The sequence below is a fragment of the Bradyrhizobium sp. Gha genome (assembly GCF_900113735.1).
Taxonomy (GTDB): domain Bacteria; phylum Pseudomonadota; class Alphaproteobacteria; order Rhizobiales; family Xanthobacteraceae; genus Bradyrhizobium.
Window position 1 is genome coordinate 16,801 of record NZ_FOQM01000023.1, and the last position, 18,814, is coordinate 35,614.

General features: G+C 60.8%; 12 protein-coding genes and 5 pseudogenes. 8 read left to right on the forward strand and 9 right to left on the reverse strand.

Annotation, left to right across the window (positions count from 1 at the left end):
- Window positions 1-83: 83 nt before the first annotated feature.
- Window positions 84-376, forward strand: a pseudogene (locus BM222_RS42220) (ISL3 family transposase); the annotation flags it as partial.
- Window positions 377-853: 477 nt separating this feature from the next.
- On the opposite strand, the pseudogene BM222_RS24795 reads toward BM222_RS42220, so the two are convergent.
- The 3 genes and pseudogenes from BM222_RS24795 to BM222_RS24805 all read right to left on the reverse strand — a co-directional run.
- Window positions 854-1,290, reverse strand: a pseudogene (locus BM222_RS24795) (CopG family transcriptional regulator).
- Between the two features lie 7 nt (window positions 1,291-1,297).
- Complete coding sequence (locus tag BM222_RS24800; protein WP_177243439.1) at window positions 1,298-3,280, reverse strand: conjugal transfer protein TraG; 1,983 nt, start codon at window positions 3,278-3,280, stop codon at window positions 1,298-1,300.
- Window positions 3,281-3,321: 41 nt separating this feature from the next.
- Window positions 3,322-3,609, reverse strand: a pseudogene (locus BM222_RS24805) (DUF3363 domain-containing protein); the annotation flags it as partial.
- Window positions 3,610-3,823: 214 nt separating this feature from the next.
- On the opposite strand from BM222_RS24805, the gene BM222_RS24810 reads away from it, so the two are divergent.
- Genes BM222_RS24810 through BM222_RS40205 form a run of 3 tightly spaced genes read left to right on the forward strand, consistent with a single transcriptional unit; the run spans window position 3,824 to window position 5,860 of the window.
- Window positions 3,824-4,357 carry a Mov34/MPN/PAD-1 family protein gene (locus BM222_RS24810; RefSeq protein ID WP_092233527.1) on the forward strand — a complete coding sequence of 178 codons (534 nt, stop codon included), beginning with the start codon at window positions 3,824-3,826 and terminating at the stop codon, window positions 4,355-4,357.
- On the forward strand, window positions 4,354-5,589 hold the full coding sequence (locus BM222_RS24815) for a ThiF family adenylyltransferase (RefSeq protein WP_092233530.1): 1,236 nt from the start codon (window positions 4,354-4,356) through the stop codon (window positions 5,587-5,589). Before BM222_RS24810 ends, BM222_RS24815 begins: the two co-directional genes overlap by 4 nt.
- Window positions 5,525-5,860: a hypothetical protein gene (locus BM222_RS40205; protein WP_143106032.1), complete on the forward strand. Its 336-nt coding sequence runs from the start codon at window positions 5,525-5,527 to the stop codon at window positions 5,858-5,860. Before BM222_RS24815 ends, BM222_RS40205 begins: the two co-directional genes overlap by 65 nt.
- Window positions 5,861-6,546: 686 nt before the next feature.
- Here BM222_RS40205 and BM222_RS24820 read toward each other — a convergent pair.
- A pseudogene (locus tag BM222_RS24820) lies at window positions 6,547-7,028 on the reverse strand (IS5 family transposase); the annotation flags it as partial.
- A 334-nt stretch (window positions 7,029-7,362) separates the two neighbouring features.
- On the opposite strand from BM222_RS24820, the gene BM222_RS24825 reads away from it, so the two are divergent.
- Together BM222_RS24825 and BM222_RS24830 are read left to right on the forward strand one after the other, a co-directional pair.
- Complete coding sequence (locus BM222_RS24825) at window positions 7,363-8,217, forward strand: ABC transporter substrate-binding protein (protein ID WP_177243440.1); 855 nt, start codon at window positions 7,363-7,365, stop codon at window positions 8,215-8,217.
- Between the two features lie 270 nt (window positions 8,218-8,487).
- Window positions 8,488-9,489 carry an ABC transporter substrate-binding protein gene (locus BM222_RS24830; RefSeq protein WP_092233536.1) on the forward strand — a complete coding sequence of 334 codons (1,002 nt, stop codon included), beginning with the start codon at window positions 8,488-8,490 and terminating at the stop codon, window positions 9,487-9,489.
- A 139-nt stretch (window positions 9,490-9,628) separates the two neighbouring features.
- Here the strand turns inward: BM222_RS24830 and BM222_RS24835 are convergent, their stop codons facing one another.
- Window positions 9,629-10,555 (reverse strand): LysR substrate-binding domain-containing protein, encoded by a 927-nt coding sequence (locus tag BM222_RS24835; RefSeq protein ID WP_092233538.1) that lies wholly within the window; start codon window positions 10,553-10,555, stop codon window positions 9,629-9,631.
- 108 nt (window positions 10,556-10,663) lie between these two features.
- Between BM222_RS24835 and BM222_RS43075 the strand changes: the two are divergent.
- Window positions 10,664-10,768 (forward strand): annotated as a pseudogene (locus BM222_RS43075) (alpha/beta hydrolase); the annotation flags it as partial.
- A 230-nt stretch (window positions 10,769-10,998) separates the two neighbouring features.
- A complete protein-coding gene (locus tag BM222_RS24840) occupies window positions 10,999-11,817 on the forward strand; it encodes an alpha/beta fold hydrolase (protein WP_092233541.1) in 819 nt (272 codons plus the stop codon).
- 207 nt (window positions 11,818-12,024) lie between these two features.
- Here the strand turns inward: BM222_RS24840 and BM222_RS24845 are convergent, their stop codons facing one another.
- From BM222_RS24845 to BM222_RS24860, 4 genes are all read right to left on the reverse strand, one after another.
- Window positions 12,025-14,130 carry a tetratricopeptide repeat protein gene (locus tag BM222_RS24845; protein WP_349509869.1) on the reverse strand — a complete coding sequence of 702 codons (2,106 nt, stop codon included), beginning with the start codon at window positions 14,128-14,130 and terminating at the stop codon, window positions 12,025-12,027.
- A 329-nt stretch (window positions 14,131-14,459) separates the two neighbouring features.
- Complete coding sequence (locus tag BM222_RS24850; protein ID WP_092233544.1) at window positions 14,460-14,912, reverse strand: DUF2721 domain-containing protein; 453 nt, start codon at window positions 14,910-14,912, stop codon at window positions 14,460-14,462.
- 34 nt (window positions 14,913-14,946) lie between these two features.
- The gene (locus tag BM222_RS24855) at window positions 14,947-15,225 is read right to left on the reverse strand and encodes a hypothetical protein (protein ID WP_177243441.1); all 279 of its coding nucleotides are present in this window, start codon (window positions 15,223-15,225) and stop codon (window positions 14,947-14,949) included.
- A 77-nt stretch (window positions 15,226-15,302) separates the two neighbouring features.
- Window positions 15,303-17,984 carry an arylsulfatase gene (locus BM222_RS24860; protein ID WP_092233547.1) on the reverse strand — a complete coding sequence of 894 codons (2,682 nt, stop codon included), beginning with the start codon at window positions 17,982-17,984 and terminating at the stop codon, window positions 15,303-15,305.
- Between the last annotated feature and the right edge of the window lie 830 nt (window positions 17,985-18,814).

The following is an 18,814-nucleotide window of genomic DNA, read 5'->3' on the forward strand; positions in this document are numbered from 1 at the left end:
CCAAAATTGGCTCTGACTCACTTTTGATGCAGTTTGGGGGATGTCTGGCGCTTTGATTGGGGGAGAATCAGCGCCATGCAGCAGGCACTCCAAGCTTGGTCGAGGCCCGCGACATCATCGCCGAATTCCACGTGATGATCCGGCGAAAGGTTGAGGAAGGGCTTACCGCATGGATCGAGCGCGCTCGCATCAGTTTCGTCGCCTCGTTCCGAGCGGCGTCGTCAGGGACGAAGCGGCGGTTCGGGCGGCAATCACCTCGCCCTGGTCCAACGGACAGACTGAAGGTCAGATCACGCGCCTCAAGCTCGTCAGGCCTCAGATGTATGGCCGCGGGAAAATCGATCTGCTTCAGGCCAGACTAATCGGCGCAGAATAATCGGAGCTGCACCAAAACTGCGACAGAGCACAATTTGCAAACCGATTGACACCAATGAGTTTATTTGCCGGAGGTATTGCCCGACGAGCACACGCACGTGCATACCGTTTACGACGTGGGCTGGCATCATCACGCCCCGGAAAAAGGCAAGTCCCGTTTTCTCCAATCCTTCCTCTTCGTCCGGCGACCGTCCAGTGCGACCGGGCATTAACCTGTGTAGATCGATGTCGTTTCCCGATCGATCCCGAATTTCGGCCCGCACCGCCCAAAGAGCATAGACTACCAATGATTGTCTCCGGGATTCCTGTCGTCGCATTCTCTCCGGCCGATGTTAAAAACGATGCGTCCGCGTGCGTTGAAGAGATCGGCTGCGGGCTGTCGGTTCTCGCGCAGGAACCGTTTGCGATGCTCGGTCTTGAATCTCCACCGTGGCTGGATTTTCGTCCACGCGGTGAGCGATCATCGGGCTATAACCGGCTATCCTCCCGTCGGCTCGCTCTCCTGAATATCTTCCGGGATTTCCTGTCGCAGCTTCGGCCCTTGACTAAGCCGTCGCCCGAGCGCCGCAACGAAATTGTCCCACCGCGCCCCCCTTGCGCCCGCGCCGCCTTTGCAGCCGGTTCGGGGAGTGGCGGTGTCGTCGCGAGCCAGAACCGAACGAATAACGCCAGGGTTTCGACCGAGATCCCGATGTCGCGTTCGAGCCGCGCGATGCGGCGATCGACCTGATCGAGTCGCTTGGCAATGGCGGCCTCCCGCCGCTCGTCGGCGTCCGGCGACAGGAAGGACGCGATCGCGGCTTCGGCGATGAGCGACATCGGCTGCTCGCGCCGGGCGGCATAGGCCGACAGCGTCTTCATGACCTCCGGATCGAGATAGACCGATATCTGGGCTTTCTTCTTCGGCGCGGTCATGCCTGCCTCACAATCCGAGATCGTCGCCAGGATCGAGTGATGCCTGGCGCGCGACGCCCTGCATCATGTCGTTCATGCGCCTGATCCGCGGGGCATCCTCATCGAGTTCGTCGGCAAAGTCCGGCGCGAACTCGTTGTCGAGGGGTTCCTTCTTCTCCACGGCCTCATGACCCAGTTCAGGCTGCTGCCGGCGGTCAGCCGTCTTCGGATCCTCTACGTCGGCCTGGTCGTCGGTCGATGTCGGGGGCACCTTGGGGCGCGGCGGCCGTGGCCTTGCACTCCAGTCGTCCGGGCGGCTGTCATTGGGTCTGGCCAGCGCCGGCGGCGCCAGGATGCGCTCCTGGAAGCGTCGGTCCTCGTAATAGCGCGCCTTCTTGGCGCGGATCGGATGGAGGCCCGACATCATGACGATCTCGTCGGACGGCGGCAGTTGCATCATCTCCCCGGGGGTGAGCAGCGGGCGGGCAGTCTCCGACCGCGATACCATGAGGTGACCGAGCCAAGGGGCCAGCCGGCTGCCAGCATAGTTCTTCATTGCCTTCATCTCGGTCGCCATGCCCAGAGCGTCGGACACCCGCTTGGCTGTCCTTTCGTCATTGCTCGCGAAGCTGACCCGAACGTGGCAGTTGTCGAGGATCGAGTTGTTGGGTCCGTAGGCCTTCTCGATCTGGTTCAGCGACTGGGCGATCAGGAAACTCTTGATGCCGTAACCGGCCATGAAAGCCAGCGCCGATTCAAAGAAGTCGAGCCGGCCGAGCGCCGGGAATTCGTCGAGCATCAGGAGGAGCCGCCGCCGGCCGGCTTTGGCCTGAAGATCCTCGGTCAACCGGCGCCCGATCTGGTTGAGGATCAAGCGGATCAGCGGCTTGGTCCGGTTGATGTCCGATGGCGGAACGACAAGGTACAGCGTGGTCGCCCGCTCTCCTCCGACGATGTCGGTAATCCGCCAGTCGCAGCGCCGCGTCACCTCCGCCACGACCGGATCGCGGTAGAGGCCGAGGAATGACATCGCGGTGCTGAGAACACCAGAGCGCTCGTTGCCGGACTTGTTCAACAGCTCGCGCGCGGCCGAGGCGACGACGGGATGCACGCCGGCCTCGCCGAGATGTGCGGTGCGCATCATTGCGGCGAGCGTCGATTCGATCGGCCGCTTGGAATCGGATAGGAAAGCCGCGACGCCGGCGAGCGTCTTGTCCTCCTCGGCATAGAGGACGTGGAGGATGGCGCCGACCAGTAGCGCGTGACTGGTCTTCTCCCAGTGGTTCCGCTTCTCCAGGCTGCCCTCGGGATCGACGAGGATGGCGGCGATATTCTGGACATCGCGCACCTCCCATTCGCCGTGCCGGACTTCCAGCAACGGGTTGTAGGCTGACGATTTCGCATTGGTCGGATCGAATAGCAGAACGCGTCCGTGCCGCGCGCGGAAGCCGTCGGTGAGCTGCCAGTTCTCGCCCTTGATGTCGTGCACGATTGCCGAGCCCGGCCAGGTCAGCAACGACGGAATGACGAGCCCGACGCCCTTGCCGCTCCGGGTCGGCGCGAAACACAGCACATGCTCGGGTCCATCATGACGGAGATAGGTGCGCTCGAACCGGCCGAGAACCACGCCGTCCGGCCCAAGCAGACCAGCCTGCCCGATCTCCCTGGCCTCGGCCCAACGTGCGGAGCCATAGGTTTCCGTATTCTTAGCTTCGCGGGCGCGCCAGACCCACATGCCGATCGCGACGGCGGCGGCGATGATGCCGCCGGAGGCCGCGATGTAGGCGCCGTCAATGAAGATATGGGGCGCATAAGCATCATAGGCGTACCACCACCAGAGGAAGGCGGGAGGCAGGTAGACTGGAAAATGGAGCAGTTCGAACCAGGGCTGCCCGAGTTGCGATTGGAAGCCGAGCCGCCAGGCCGTCCATTGCGTCGCGGTCCAAAACGTCAGCAGGACGATCGCCAACACAATGACGACTTGGCCCCAGAGAATCTTGGCTGCGGACATGGTCGCCGCCCTTTCTTGAGGTCCGTGATTGGAAGGATCGCTCACAGTCCGATCCCCCGGCTCCGCCCAAAACCCCAATCGACGCCACCGTCATCGCGGGTGACGCCGGAGACGTGCCGGCCGAGCTGCTTTTCGAGTGAGGGCGTCCATGGCACAAGCTGAAAGCCGAGACCGTCGTCGATCGTCGCGAAGCGGCCGGAGGCAAGCGCGAAGCGCTGGCGATAGGTCCCGGCGACATATTCGCCGGCGGCCGACAGATTAAACGGATGACCCGTCTCGGCAGCGAGCCGTTCACCGAGAGCCTCTAACTCGCGGCGGCGCAGCGTGCCACGGCTGACGAGCCAGGAATGTCATAGCCACACGGCTTATCCGAAGCCAGACGGAGGCACCTTGCAGCTGATCTGCTGCTCCGCGGTGCGCGAATTCTATGAGGTCTCGCACGATGTAAAGGAAGAACACATCTGGCGCGAAACCAACACATTCTACACGACCATTATAACGATCCGCCGGGCATTCGCCTCGTCGTATGGAGGGACATTTTAGATGGATGCCGAAGACGATCTCTTCAGGCCGCCGCCGAAGCGGCCGTACCAACCGGTCGAAGCGCAACTAAGGATTCCAGCCGAGGGCCTCCGCGCGACTCTTGCGCTGCTTCAGCGCGCTGGACAGCTCGAAAGCGGGCTATTCTGGTATGGGCCGCGTGACGCGGTCGGCAACGGCCAAGTTCAGTACATCGCGGCTCCCCGCCAGCGGATGAGTTGGGGAAACTACCACGTCTCGCCCGCGGCGCTGGCCGAGATCGTCCACCGGCTCCCTGACGGCTGGAAGCCGCTCGCGCAAGTGCATAGCCGTCCGGGCCAGCGCGTCGAACATTCAAACTATGACGACAAAATGTTGAGTAGCCGCCGAGCTCTTTCGCTTGTTTTTCCTTTTTACGGCCGGACAAATACAGTCTTTCCTCAGGGGGTGGGGATACACGAGTGGCAGATCGATTGTTGGTATCTGCTGGATGACAACTTGGCCGCGCGGCGCGTGATTGTTGCCGAGGGCCCCCTCACGGTCGAGGATCTTCGATGACGGACGCCCCTGACATCGCGAATCGCCACCTGTTGCAAGCTGAGGGATTAGCCGAGAAGCCGATGCATCCGGCCCAACGCGTTCGCATCGTGGTGGCCAACAAATGGGCCGCTTCGCGCGCTGGCCAGTTGCTCACGTCATGCCTCGTCAATCTCCTGGTCCGCCAAGTGACAATGGTGAGCGCTATCGACATCGTCGCTCCCGAAGCCAATAACACAATTCCACTCCCCAATTGTGAAGCGGGTGAGCGGTTTCCGGTTTGCCTGACGCAAATTGCAGCCTGGGCAATCAAAGACCATATTCCAGTGTCGATATCAAAGGCTCCCGACGGTGACGCCGATATCACCGTGTTGATCGGCGCACGGGCACCCGTTACCGCTGGTATCGTGATCTTCGCTGTCGGCAATGGCTGGAAGGCGTGGGTGGGCGATCCCAGTGTGGCACCTGCCGATGTCGTCCCAGACAGCGAAAATCCTCTTGGACCCTTCTTCGCAGCGGCGCTCGCCGCGGGTGAAGTTTTCAAGCGTTGCCGCGGTCTCTTGCGGGGACGGTTCGTCGAGGCCGATGGTTATTCGCTTTGGTCCGGTCAAACCTCGGCCGATTGGAACACGCTTGAGGATGGCCCTGAACTTACGGGCGCGGACCTTCCACCAGCGCATATTGTTGGCGCGGGCGCTGTCGGGAAGGGGCTTGCTTACATTCTCGCGAACGCGAGATTGGGCGACGCTTACGCCGTCATCATCGATGACGACCACTATGACGATACTAGCCTAAACCGCTGCCTTCTCGCAGGCTGGGAGGATCTCAAGCATCCTAAAATCGAGGCTGTCGCCGCTACGTTGAAGAGGTGTGGCATCGGCGCGCCCCCCTTTCCCGGAACGGTCAGTCAGTATCTGGACTCCGACCGACCAGGACTGCGGCCGGACGTTGCCAGTCAGGTAGGCGACCTCACGTTCGAAGTCGTGGTCTCTTGCGTGGATCGTGGTGTTTCACGGCAGCATGTACAGGGCCTGTCGCCTTCTCTGCTGTTTGGCGGAAGCACGCTCGGCCTTACGTGCCGCGCTAATTTTTACGCCGATCGCCCGGGTGCCGCGTGCCTCTCATGCTTCAATCCAGCCGAACGCGACGGCGACAAACTGCGAGCTTTTGGTGCAGAAACTACGCGACATGAAGCAGACCGAACGCGTCGCCTTTCTCTGCGACGAAGGGATCGATCCGCAGATCGTCGATGAGTTTCTTAGCAGCCCGAAGTGCGGCCGCCTTGGTGAGGCAGCTCTGCGTGATCTCGCCACCCGAGCCCCGTCCGAGTTCTCGGTCGGATTTGTGTCCCTCGGCGCCGCCGTTCTCCTGGCGGCAAAGTTGCTTCAACAGCTGCTGTTCGAGAAAAAGTCGAAGCGCGGTGATGTAACCTCATTTAACTTCAAGAATTGCGGATATGGGGATTCGTTTTTGGCTCCTGACGAGCATTGTGAATGGGGATGTCAGGAAAGGCGTCGGTTCTAACCGAATCCAAACAGCCTAGCCGGGCCCTCGCCACGTTCAAAATCCCAGTCACTCGCCCCATGTGGCGTTTCTGGGGTAGCATGTTGCTGGGCAATCGGGCGAATGTGGGGCCCCGCCGCGGCGGTCGCCAAGCTGATCAGCCTTGGCTGTCTACGCCATGGCCATCGAACAAACGCGGACGCGCGATATCGCCTTATCGGCCGCGGAAAAACGCCGGTATGACATTTGCCGCGAGATGTCTAATTGCGACGGGCCTAAGTCGTGACGGAGCTTCGTTTTCGAGATGCACCCCTCCAACCCATCATGAGACAGGCTGCGCCAACGTGCCGAGTAGCGTCGTGAAACTGCCTACCTTGGATTTACCGACCGCACCAGTTTCGCACCAGAAACGACGTGAACAAACCACGACGAACGCAATCAAACTCGAGCGAAAACGCTGCAAAATCAACGAGGCTGGTCGATAGTCTGCCGCTCATAACGGTCTGGTTGCAGGTTCGAGTCCTGCCGGGCCCACCAGCCTTCGCTCGCTTCGCGAGCTTCGGCCAGGCAAGCCGGTGCTGCACATCAGAAGCGAAGCGAGCGAAGGCTGCCGCGCCGGAGCCCAACGGGCGAAGGCGGGCTGGGCCGATAGGCGCGAAGCGTGGTGTCCGGCGTAGCTGGAGCGAAGCGGACGCGAAGACGGGCGATCGCTCGGCCGGCGGCATTGATCCGGATTTGAGACGAGACAGCAGTTTTCCGGCACGTCGAACGTCGTGCGCCTCGCCGGGGCTCAACGCAAGCCGTACCGGTAGACCATTGCTATCAACCACCGCATGAATTTTGCTCGTCAGACCGCCGCGTGACCTTCCCATCGATTGACGCCGGTTTCTTGTGATGCAGGCCCCATGTTGATGTACGCGAACAATAGAAGTGTCGATCATCTGCACGGCAGCATCGTGGGCCCAGTGCGCTCATGAGCTTGGCCCACACGCCCGCCCGTCGCCAGCGAACGAATCGATTGTAGCAAGTCGTGTACGGACCGAAGTTTTCTGGCAGGTCGCGCCATGGCGCTCCGGATCGCAAGACCCAGAAGATGCCGTTGAGGACACGACGGTCATTCACTCGTGGCACGCCGCGCGATGTATTCGGCAGCATCGGCTTACTCATAGTCCGTGAGTTCGTAGCGCATGATTCCGCACCTCCGTTGGGTGGCTTGAATCATGGCTGGGCTGTCGGGCTCAACTGGTCGTTATGCACCCGAAAGCGGGCTTATTATGCTCACCTTGAGTTTTGTCGTTCATGACCCGCAGCGGTCATCTTTGCGCGTCTGAATGTGGAAGTGTCTTGTTTGATCCTGTGGTAGGGTTAGGCATCGGCTCAAGGCGAAGATCATGAGACGTCGTGATTTCCTTGGCTTTTTAGGCGCGACAGCGGCTTCGAGGTCGCGTTGGCTACATGCGCAGTCCTCGGCCCCTCCGGTAATTTGCCTACTAAATGGCAGAAGCAGCGAGAACAGCGGCGCTTTGGCTGACGAATTCCGTCGGGGCTTAAGGCAGGTAGGTTTTGTTGACGGGACAGATGTCCTCGTCGAATACCATTGGCTGGACGGTCATTACGACAAGATTTCCTCGATCATCGGTGATGCTGTTCGTCGGGGTGTGGCCGTCATTGCGACGCCTGGGAGCACGCCCAGCGCCCTTGCCGCCAAAGCGGCGACCCAAACAATCCCGATTGTATTTGGCGTGTCCGAACATCCGGTAACGCTAGGGCTAGTAAAAAGCATCGCGCGGCCGGGCACGAATGCGACCGGGATAAATTTTTTCGCGAGCGAGATCGACAGCAAACGGCTCGGGCTGATGCACGAGTTGTTGCCTAACGCGACCTACTTTGCAGTCCTCACTAATCCAACTAATCTTACGACTGCCGATGCGACGGCGAAAGCCCTTAGAGAAGTCGCTCCCGGCCTTGGCCTTGAACTGATTTTTTTCAAAGCAAGCACGCCCGCTGAGATCGAAGACGCCTTTGCGGCCATCGGTGGTTCGGGAGCGCAGGCCCTTTTCATCGCGCCTGACGCGTTTTTCACAAGCCACGGCACGCAGTTTGGGATGCTTGCGGAACGCTATCGCCTGCCAGCGAGCACTTTTTCGAGCGAGATGGCCGCAGCTGGCCTTCTGATTGGCTATGGCACCAACCTCGGCGACATGTTTCGCCAAGTTGGAGTCTACGCGGGCACGATCCTTAGAGGTACCAAGCCCGCCGAGCTTCCTGTTTTGCAGTCCACTAAATTCGAGTTCACGATCAATTTGAAGACTGCACGTTTGCTTGGGGTGGACGTATCTCCCGCAATGCTGGCCCGCGCTGACGAGGTGATCGAGTAGCCGCCGATGTCTGGTTGTGTGCTCTGGCCCATCGCTGCCGCATCCCACTGCTGAGGATTCGTCGGCTATCGGCGGTAGACCGGACCTAACTTAAACCGTACCAAACCGTCGCGACTGAGCCGTTGCGGACATTGGCGTCGCAGTCATGCCCCCGATTGATTGTCGCATGCAGGCATGTGGACAATAAAAAGAGGCTCGCTGCGGCATCGATTACCGCCGAGCAACGCCACAAGCTGCTATGCTCGATCATGAACGGCCGAAGAGGATCGAATGAGACGTCGGGGGTTTGTTTCTGGTCTCTTTCTCACGGCGATACTGCCCAAAGCCGCTATTGGGCAATCTCTTGCAAAGAGGCGAGTTGCAATCGCTCACGCTTCAAGCCCCCTAAAGGATTTGCAGATCTACGGCGATAACCCGCTGGTAAATGCGTTCTTTGACGAGCTGTCAAAACTAGGACGTGTTGAGGGGCGCAATCTTGAAATTGTTCGCTTTTCAGCAGACGGTCGCACTGATCACTTCGCCGAGCTATCTACCGAGATCATAAAAAGTAGTCCTGACGTGATTGTTGCAAACACGTCTCCGTTTGTCCTGGCGTTGAAGAAGGCGACTTCAACCATCCCTATTGTCGGCATCACGGCTGATCCCATCGCCTATGGTCTGACGACCAGCTTGTCCAGACCGGATAGCAACGTTACTGGGGTCAGCGTTGATGCTGGTCTTGAACTTTGGGGAAAGCGCTTGGCCATCCTACGGGAGTTGGTCCCATCAGCGTCCCGTGTGGGCTTCCTTACGATAAGAGCTTCATGGGAGGGGCCACAGGGGCAAAGCATCTCCCGTGCGGGACGCGACATCGGAATTAGTATTATTGGCCCTCCACTCGACGATCCCGTCCGTCCTCCCGAATATCGGCGTGTGCTGAACCAAATGCGCTTGGATAATGCTAACGGCGTTATCGTGGGTGATGCTGCTCCCAACTATACGTTTCGTCGCGATGTCGTGGCGCTTACGAACGAGCTTCGTCTTCCGACGATGTTTCCGTATCGCGATTTTGTTGAGGAAGGGGGGCTCATTGCCTATGCGATCGACATTCAAAATTTGTGGCGTCGCGCCGCCCATTGCGTCGATGAATTACTGCGCGGAGGTAAGGTCAGCGAGGTGCCAATCTATCAAGCGTCGCAGCTCAGCCTAGTAATCAACACAAAAAGCGCGGAACGTCTGGGACTACCAGTCCCGGCGTCCTTAGCATTGCGTGCCGACGAGTTGATTGAATGACCGGCGACCAGATCGCCTCATAGCCCATCGCTGCCGCATCCCACGACCGGGGATATGTCGGCTGTCAGGGGGTAGACCGGACCTGATTTAAAACCGGTCTAAACCGTCGCGATTGACCCGAAGCGGACTCTCGCATCGGCTACGAGTCAGCTTCAACGTAGCGAATGATGCTCTGATTTTGAACCTTTGCTACCAATTCATCCGTGCGGGACAAAAGACGGCGGAGCAGGGGCGACGGATTGGTCCGATTGTATCCCAACGCCAGATCGACCGTGGGCGTGCCGCCCTCGAGAGCTCTGGCGACGACGTTCGGTGCAAGCATGTTCTGCGCATAGAGCGGGACGAGGCTAATTCCGCCTGTGGAAGCCACGAGCGACATGGCCGATGATATGTTTTCGCCTTCATATCTCGCCTTGAGGGTAATGCCGATCCGAGATGTGTAATTCTGTATGACCTCTTGCAAGACCGGCGATGTTCTTGCCGAGCTGACATAGATCTCGCGGGTGAGATCCTGCGGACGAATCTTCTTCCGTGATGCCAAGCGGTGTTCGGCCGGCAGCACGGCAATCAAGGGCTCCTTCGCCAATATTTTGAAGACGACGTCATCGTTGTCTTTCTCCGGACGAAGGAAAGCGATGTCCAGCTTTCCCCGCACCAATGCCAGTGCGAGTTCTGGCGAAGATTGCGTGCTGAGCGTCACGTCGACATCGGGGGCTTCCTCGCGGAGGATGCGCAGCAACTGGGGGAGCCACATCACCTCCAGCCCGACGAGAAAGCCCATCGAGAGGACGGGCCTTTGCGGTTGGGCAGTCTGCCGGGCCCCTTCCGTTGCGGCCTCGACCTGCAGCAGCGCCAGCCGCGCATGATCGAGAAACACGCGTCCGGCAGCGGTCAGCGTCACGCCTCGCGCCTGGCGCTCCAATAACTGGACGCCGACTTCGGCTTCCAGATCGCGAATTTGCCGGCTCAAGGACGGCTGGGAGGTGTTCAGTCGCCGTTCGGCGGCGTTCAGCAGGCTGCCTTCTTCAGCGACGGCAACGAAATAGCGCAGGTGCCGGAGCTCCATGATCCCTCGTATATCTTTCAGGCATAGCTTGAAGCCTACAAGGTATTGGTCAGGAGCCAAAGAGGGATTTACCGTTTCGCAGTCTTCAACAAAAAAGGACAACGAACAATGTCTTCGCCGAAACATAGTATCGTCTTCAGCAAAGTGATCCCAGCACTCCAGGCCGATAGGCACGGCGTGATCGCAATTCAGTACGGCCTCGACAAAAATGAAACGCGCGCGAATGCGCAGGAGCGACGAATAGCGCCGCGCCGGCGATAACGCGTCGGCGGTCGGGTGTTACGACGGCAAAGGCTCGCCGGCCAGGCCGCTGAACATCGTTTCTTCTGGAAAGACAGGGGGCGCGATCTGTGCCCTGATCAGCTTGGGCCTGCCTAATTTTTTTAGACCCCCCGTCCGCAAACTTTTCAACAAAGATCTAACAGCGCAGATGGAGCGACTCGATGCCCACGATCACGACTACCGACGGCGTAAACATCTTCTACAAGGACTGGGGCTCAGGCCAACCGATCGTTTTCAGCCACGGCTGGCCGCTGACAGCGGACGACTGGGACGCCCAGATGACCTTCTTCCTTCGACACGGCTATCGGGTGATCGCCCATGACCGCCGCGGCCACGGCCGGTCCGACCAGCCCAGCACCGGCAACGACATGGACCACTGGGTTGCCGACCTCGCGGACCTGACTGAACACCTCAACCTGCGCGACGCGATCCACGTCGGCCACTCCACAGGTGGCGGTGAGGTGGCTCGCTATGTCGCTCGCCACCAGGAGCGCGTCGCGAAGGCAGCGCTGGTCGCTTCACTGACGCCGAACCTGTACCGGGGCAAGGACAACCCGTCCGGACAGCCGCCAGAGTGGTTCGAAGCGATCCGGGCAGGCGTGCTGGGCAACCGGTCGGAGTTCTACCGTTTCGTCCCTGAGAATCCGTTCTACGGCTACAACCAAGATGGAGCCAAGCCTTCGGAGGCGATCATTGCGAACTGGTGGCGCCAAGGCATGGCCGGCGGTGCCCTCGCTCATTACGCAACCGTAGACTCCTGGCTCGAAGATTATACCGAAGATCTCAAGAAGATCACCGTGCCGGTGCTGGTGATGCATGGCGAGGCTGATCAAGTCGTCCCGTTCGCAAGTTCAGTGCCGCGTGCGGTCGACCTGCTCAAGAACGGCTCGCTGAAGACCTATCCCGGCTACCCCCATGGCATGCTAACAACGCATGCGGATGTCCTCAACTCCGACCTGCTTTCGTTCATCAGATCTTGACGACATCTCTCATCCATCATCGCCTTCCCGCACGAAGGAGATGCCGTTTGCAAGGCGGCCTCTCCTTCCAGTTCAGGAGACGGTATACGACAGCCGCTTTTGGCCCCTTCTCGGAAGTCCGAGAACGTCCACTTTCGCGCCGCTGTTGGAGGACAAGCGGACATCAGGTACGCCTACTCTCAGCGGCAGATTTTATGAGTACGCACCCTAGTGCCGGAGCTGCTTGATCAGGGCATCGATCTCGCGATTGCCTTGCATCAAGCGCGAAAGTCGCTCGGCATAGCTCAACGCGGCTGCGGCATTTCCCTGTTCCCGACTGAGGCTGATTGCTGCAGAAAGGACGTCTCGATCATTGGGATGGGTTTGCAAGCTGTCCCTCAGAACCGCAAGCGCTTCCTCGCGTCGGCCTGCCGAATGCAGAGCAATGGCATATACGTAGGCGTAGCGCGACTGACCGGGGTCGAGCGCGGTTGCCTGACGCAACTCATCGAGCGCCGCCTCGGGGCGCTTCTCGCGAACCAGGGTCAAGCCGAGCGCGTGATGGAGCGAAGCGCCCTTCGCTGCTCCGGCGAGAGCCTCCCGCAAGACCCGCTCGCCATCGCCGTCGCGTCCAAGCTGGCGAAACAGGTCGGACAGATTGATGGCGGCCGGCGCAAACGAGGGATCAAGCCGGAGCGCCGCCCGGTATTCGGTCTCCGCCGCGCTGGCGTTGGCTTGTCGCACAAAGAAACTGCCGAGTGCGGTATGCGCGTCCGGCCGGTCGGCGTTCAGCTTTTGTGCGGCGACGAATTCGGCGGCGGCTCGCTCGAACCTGTCGCGATCGACGGCAGGCCGTTGAGAGGAAGGTACAGTCGCAAGAAGCTCGCCGGCGCGGATTCGGACACCTCGTACCGGATCGTTCAATTGCGCTGAGGCGAGTGTCCAGAGCTGATCGGTCGGCACCCCTTCCAGGCCATCGAGCGCTCCCAACCTGACGAGTGGATCGGGATCCGAAAGCCCGCGGCGGATCAGATCGAGATCGGGGGCGGGCAATTCGGCGAGCGCACTGGCGCGGACAATGCCGGGGACATCGCCCGATGCGGCGACCGCGGCCAAAAGAGTTTGCGCATCGGCTGCCTCGGTCCAGGCCGCATGAAAAGTACGGGCATAGGTCTGATAGCCATGCCGCTCCGGCCCGAACCAAGTCTCGACCTGCTGGGCCGCCCAGGCCGCGGACTTGTCGCGATGGCAGTCGTTGCACGCGTTAGGCGTGCCCGTTTGCACCGAGACATCGGGGCGCGGGATACGGAAGCTGTGGTCGTGGCGCCGGTCGACGACCATGTAGCGCCGCTCCGGCATGTGGCAGGACGGGCAGCCAAGTGGCGGCGAGACATCGCCATGGTGGCGGTGGGCGGGTGATTGGTAGTTGTCGGGCGCATGGCACTGCGCGCATACGCCATCCCCGGGCGCCTTCAGCGCGGCGCTGTGCGGATCATGGCAGTCGCTGCAGGTAACGCCCTTCGCGAACATCTTGCTCTGCTTGAACGGCGCGTAGTTGTAGGTCTCCTCGTCGTCGCGCATCTGCCCGTCTGCATGAAAGTGTTGGCGGTCCAGCAGCGACACGCGATGCGTGTCCGAGAGCGGCCGTCCCGGCGTCCAGTCCTCGGAAAGCTGCCCGCGGCGCGCATGACAGCGTCCGCAGGTCTCGACTTCCTTGCGCAAGCCCGGCGCCGGCCCGCTGCGTGCAGGCATCAACGTTCCGGCGGAAGCCGACCAGACGATGCCGGTCCGTTCGTCGAAGCGGACGAGCAGACCGTCGTCGGGGCCGCGCGAAGCCGGCTCGCCGCGCGCCCAGGCAACATGCCGCGAACCCGCGCCGTGGCACGCCTCGCAGCCGACGCTGATCTCCGAGAAGGTGGTCGAGAACCTGTCCTTGTCGGCGTCGTAGCCCTTGTGCACGTCAGTCGAATGGCACTCCGCGCACATGAAATTCCAGTTCTGGTTCAGCTTCGTCCAGTGCAGGGGATCGGCGGCCGTGACGGCGCCGTCGGGATAAAGATGAAACCAGCGCTGACCGCCCTGCTCCCGCGGGCGTGTATCCCAGGCGATCGACAGCGCCTGAATGCGACCATCCGAAAATTCGATCAGATATTGCTGCAGCGGGTCGATGCCGAAGGTGTATTTCACCTCGAAGACGGCGAGCTTGCCGTCAAGTCCGTCGGTTTCCACCAGGAACTTGCCGCCCTTGCGGAAGAAGCGCGAGCGCGTGCCGGCGTAGTCGAATGCTGCATCGTTGAAATCGCCGCGGACAGTTTGCGCGGTCGCATGATCCATGGCGTGGCGATGCTGCGACGTCTGCCAGAGTCGTGTCTCCGTCTGGTGGCAACCCATACAGGAATTGCTGCCGGCAAAAGCCAATTGGACCGGCTCCGAAGGCTGGACGAAACTCTTGGTTGTCTCGAACCAAAGCAGTCCAGCGGCGATCGCAACAACAAGCGCGCCAATGATCCGCCGCCTCCTGGTGCGGTGGGTGGTCAGCGGCTGCAGGGCGGACCGATCCGGCTCGGGTGTCCGAGCCTTGCGGACCTTGTCGCGCCTGCGGTTCTTTCGCGACCCCGGTGCCACGTTCCGCTTACAGCTCCAGCCGTTCGCCGCCACCTGGCTTACAAGTGAAGGTCATTGTCGTGAAGTGCAATTCTGGTTTCGCGCGCCAGATCGACCAGGGCGGCGCTGAACATCAGCATGGCCGCCATGAACAGGATCGCCACGCCGTATTCGTGCGCGATCTGCAGGAGCGCGCTGACGAATGCAACGAAGATGATGAGGGCCGTGAGGATCGCGGCGACAATGGAGCAGAACAGCGACCGGTTCAGAAGCCGCGCTCTTTCCCGAAGCCGCGGCAGATCGGCTTTCAGGAACGCCCTTGCAGAGTCGCCTGCGGGAATGCCGTGAATGAACTGCGAGCGGTCGATCACGCGGTTGATCCGTGAGATCACGACAGAAATGAATGCCGCGACGGCACCGAGCAAAAACGCCGGCGCCGCCACGTTGGCGATGATGCGGGCAAGCTGGTCAATCGAGGGGGTGACCGGGATCAAATCGGTTACGCTGTGCATGTCTCGACCGATCGATGCGACGCTACCAACTTCGTCACCGAAGCGGCTCGACTTTCGCGGCCATGTCGGGCGCACGGCTCACCCGATAGTTCGCGTTGCTGCATTTGAGCACCCAGACCGCATGGTCGGAGCGCGAGCGCTTCGTGTCTTGCGTTGCTCCGAGTGCCTTGTCACAGGCAAAGCCCTGCGAGCGGATCTGTGCGGCGAGCATCGTCTGCACCGTCTCTGCCGCACCTTGCGCCAAGCTGCTGCCGGGAGCCAAGGCGGCGATTTGTGCAAGCATTGAAAGGGGGATCGAAAGACCGTGCTTCATGAGCTTCTCCGATCGCGACATCATGTAACTGCGGCCGGCGGGAAGCCGATGGGCTTCCCGCCGGTTTCGTGCCCGAACTATTGTTGCACGCACTCCTGCATGAACTTGATGCGATCCACCACGCCGAGAGCCTTTGCCTCGGCCTGCTTGCGGCAGCCCTCGCGCTTGTCGATCCGTACCTGGATCTTGTCGACGAGGCTGAGGCCGATGGTGCCCACTTGCGGTTCGGCCGAAGCCATCTTTCCGTCGTCGGCCGATGGACCGTCGCCGGCGACACGTGCCGCCTCCTGGAGCCGCTTGACATCCTCCGGGCTCAGCTTGGGTCGATCGATGTCCAGCGCAATCCGGTTGATCTTGCCCGTGAAGGCGAACGGGGTTTGATAGTCGTTGTCATCGACCGGCGTACCGCTGTCGGAGCCGATGTCGAACGCCTCGTCCCACTGCAGCATCAACGGAAGCGTGTGCTCCATCTTTTCCGTCGCCACCACCTTGCCGTCGACTTTCAGCGTGCCGGTGCCGCCTTGTCCGATTCCACTATAGTTCCCGAACACCATGGTGCCCGGACCAAGGCCGTCATACCTGAAATCAAACTCGATCATGTGTTGCCCTGACGTCAGCTCGGGTCCCTCCCAGCGCACCCGCTTGAGATCGACGAGATTCCAGGTGAACACGGGCTTGTTCTTCAGGACATAGAGACCGTAACCGCCAAAACGGCCGCCCTGGGTCACCAGCACACCCTCTGCGCCACCTTGCGGAATGTCCACGTCGGCCTTGAAGGTGTAGGAGGCGTTGAGCAGACTCGGCGCGTCGCCGTTCGGCGTGCCGGTCATCGGCCGCGTCCAGGCGAAGCTGGTTCGGCCGGCACTGAGGCTCGGACGTGGCGTGATGAGCCGGGTCGCCACCGACGAGTCGAGCGGCAGCACCTGGTATTTTTCCGCCTCCTTCCAGAACAGCGCCTGCAGCTCCTTCAGCTTGTCCGGATACTTGGCGGCGACGTCCTCGGCCTGGGTCCAGTCATTTCGCAGGTCGTAGAGCTCCCAAGGGTAGTCGCCCGGAGCCGGCAGCTTCGCGATCGTCACCCATGGCGGGCGCAGCACTTTGGTGCTGGCGATCCAGCCGTCATGGTAGAGCGCGCGATCAGCGAACATCTCGAAATACTGCGTCGTGTGCGTGGACGACGCATTCGCGTTGTTCTGATCGAAGGTGTACATCATGCTGACGCCCTCGATCGGACTTTGCTTGATGCCGTCGACGATGTCGGGCTGCTTGATCTGCGCCGCCTCGAGGATGGTCGGCACGACGTCGATCACGTGGTGGAACTGGTGGCGGATGCCGCCCTTGTCCTTGATCGCCGCCGGCCAGGAGATCGCCATGCCCTGGCGCGTGCCGCCGAAATGGGAGACGATCTGCTTGGTCCAGGAGAACGGCGTGTCGAACGCCCAGGCCCAGCCGATCGACATGTGGTTGTAGGTGCGATCGGTGCCCCAGACGTCGTAGAAATATTTGAGCTGATCCTCGACCGACGGATTGATCTGGTTGAACATCGCCACTTCGTTCGGCGTTCCGTTCGGCTGGCCTTCGGCACTGGTGCCGTTGTCGCCCTCGATATAGATGACCAAGGTATTGTCGAGCTTGCCCATGTCATCGATCGCCTGGATCACCCGGCCGATCTCGTTGTCGGCATAGGCGGCATAGGCGGCGAAGACGTCAGCCTGGCGGATGAACAGCTTCTTCTCGTCGGCCGTGAGCTGATCCCATTCCTTGATCAGATCTTTCGGCCACGGTGTCAGCTTGGCATTCTGCGGAATGACGCCGAGCCGTTTCTGGTTCTCGAAGATGGTGTCGCGGAGCTTGTTCCAGCCCTGGTCGAACAGATGCATGTCGCTGATCTTCTTCGTCCACTCCGGGGTCGGATGATGTGGTGCATGCGTGGCGCCCGGCGCGAACTTGACGAAGAACGGCGCGTCCGGCGATAGCGCGTTCATCCGGTTGACATAGTCGATGGCATCGTCGGCCATGGCCGTCACCAGATTCCAGCCGGGCTTGCCTTCGTAGGGGTGAATCGGCGTGGTGTTGCGAACGAGATTGCCTGGCTCCCATTGGTTGGTGTCGCCACCCATGAAGCCGTAGAAATATTCGAAGCCCATGCCGGTCGGCCACTGATCGAAGGGGCCAGCCTGACTCGCCTGATATTCCGGCGTGTTGTGGTTCTTGCCGAACCAGGCGGTGTGATAGCCGTTGTCGGTCAGGATTCGACCGATCGTCGCCTTGTCCTTGGTGATGACGCTGTCATAACCGGGATAGCCGGTGGCCTGCTCGGCGATCACGCCATAACCCACCGAGTGATGATTGCGCCCCGTGATCAAGGCCGCGCGCGTCGGCGAGCACAGCGCGGTCGAGTGGAAATTGGTGTACCGCAATCCATTGTTGGCGATGCGATCCAGCGCAGGGGTCGGGATCACGCCGCCGAACGTGCTCGGCACGCCGTAGCCCGCGTCGTCGGTGATGATGAGCAGCACGTTCGGTGCGCCTTTCGGCGGCACGACGCGCGACGGCCAGTACGGCTTGGAGTCCTTGGCGTCGCGCTCGATCTTGCCGCCGAACTTCTGCGGCGGTGGCGGGAGCTGATCGCCCGGGATCGTGATGGTCGCGGCCGGAGATCCCAACGGCGCCGCGGTCGGTGCGGCTTGCTGCGCAAGCGCGGGAGCTGAGATTGCAGAGGTCAAAAACAGCACGGCAATAGTTGTGCGGAAATTCATTGCCAGACCCTCCCAAAGAGGCGAACGCAAGACTACGAATTCTGTCGTTTGGAGTATTCCGCAGCGCCCCGCGTTGATGCAAATCAACGAAAGGATGTAACGAGTGTCAGGGCCGGCTCGTATTCGATTGCCCCGTTGGAATACGCTGGAGACTTGGGGCGCGTTGATAAGAACCAGAGGCGAAACATCTTGAGCCGGATCAACAGAAGAAGCTGATGAAGCGGCAATATCAAAATCAGCGGTGTCCTGCGCGGCGACTCTTGTTCGTTCACAAGCCGAATCAACCCGTTGCTGGTACCGCGCCAGCCATCGGCGTGCTCGTGGTGCGGGCGCTCGTCGTTTGGCTGCAGCATGCGTCAGAGGACCGAATTACCGTCAAGGCGCGATCGTCTCGAGCAACGCCTACCTAAGCAGGAGTATCGAGATAAAGGCTGCTCGCACGTCGCTCGGCCTTTGGGTGCGGCTGGCAGCTTCCTGTCGCGGACAGCCTGACGAGAAGACATTCGCCGGCGACGACGCGGCGGAGCCCGGGGTCCTGGCGTCTCTTGTCCCGAATGATCATGCGCCTCGTGGTCGTCCTCACGAGCTCCTTGATTTGAGTCAACGCGCTATTCCCGACGTCATGGCTCACACCGCCCTTACAATGCGTGACCCGCATGCGGTTGCAACTCGTATTCGTCCTGCGAAGTCGAAGGGCACCATCACTGCACGTGCACTCGGCTGGTCGAGGTTTGATCATGACAAGGCTTAGCTTGCTTGCCCTGTTGGCGATTTTCGAGGCTGTCCTTGCGACAACTGTCATGGGCGCAAGCCGACATGACCACGCAGCC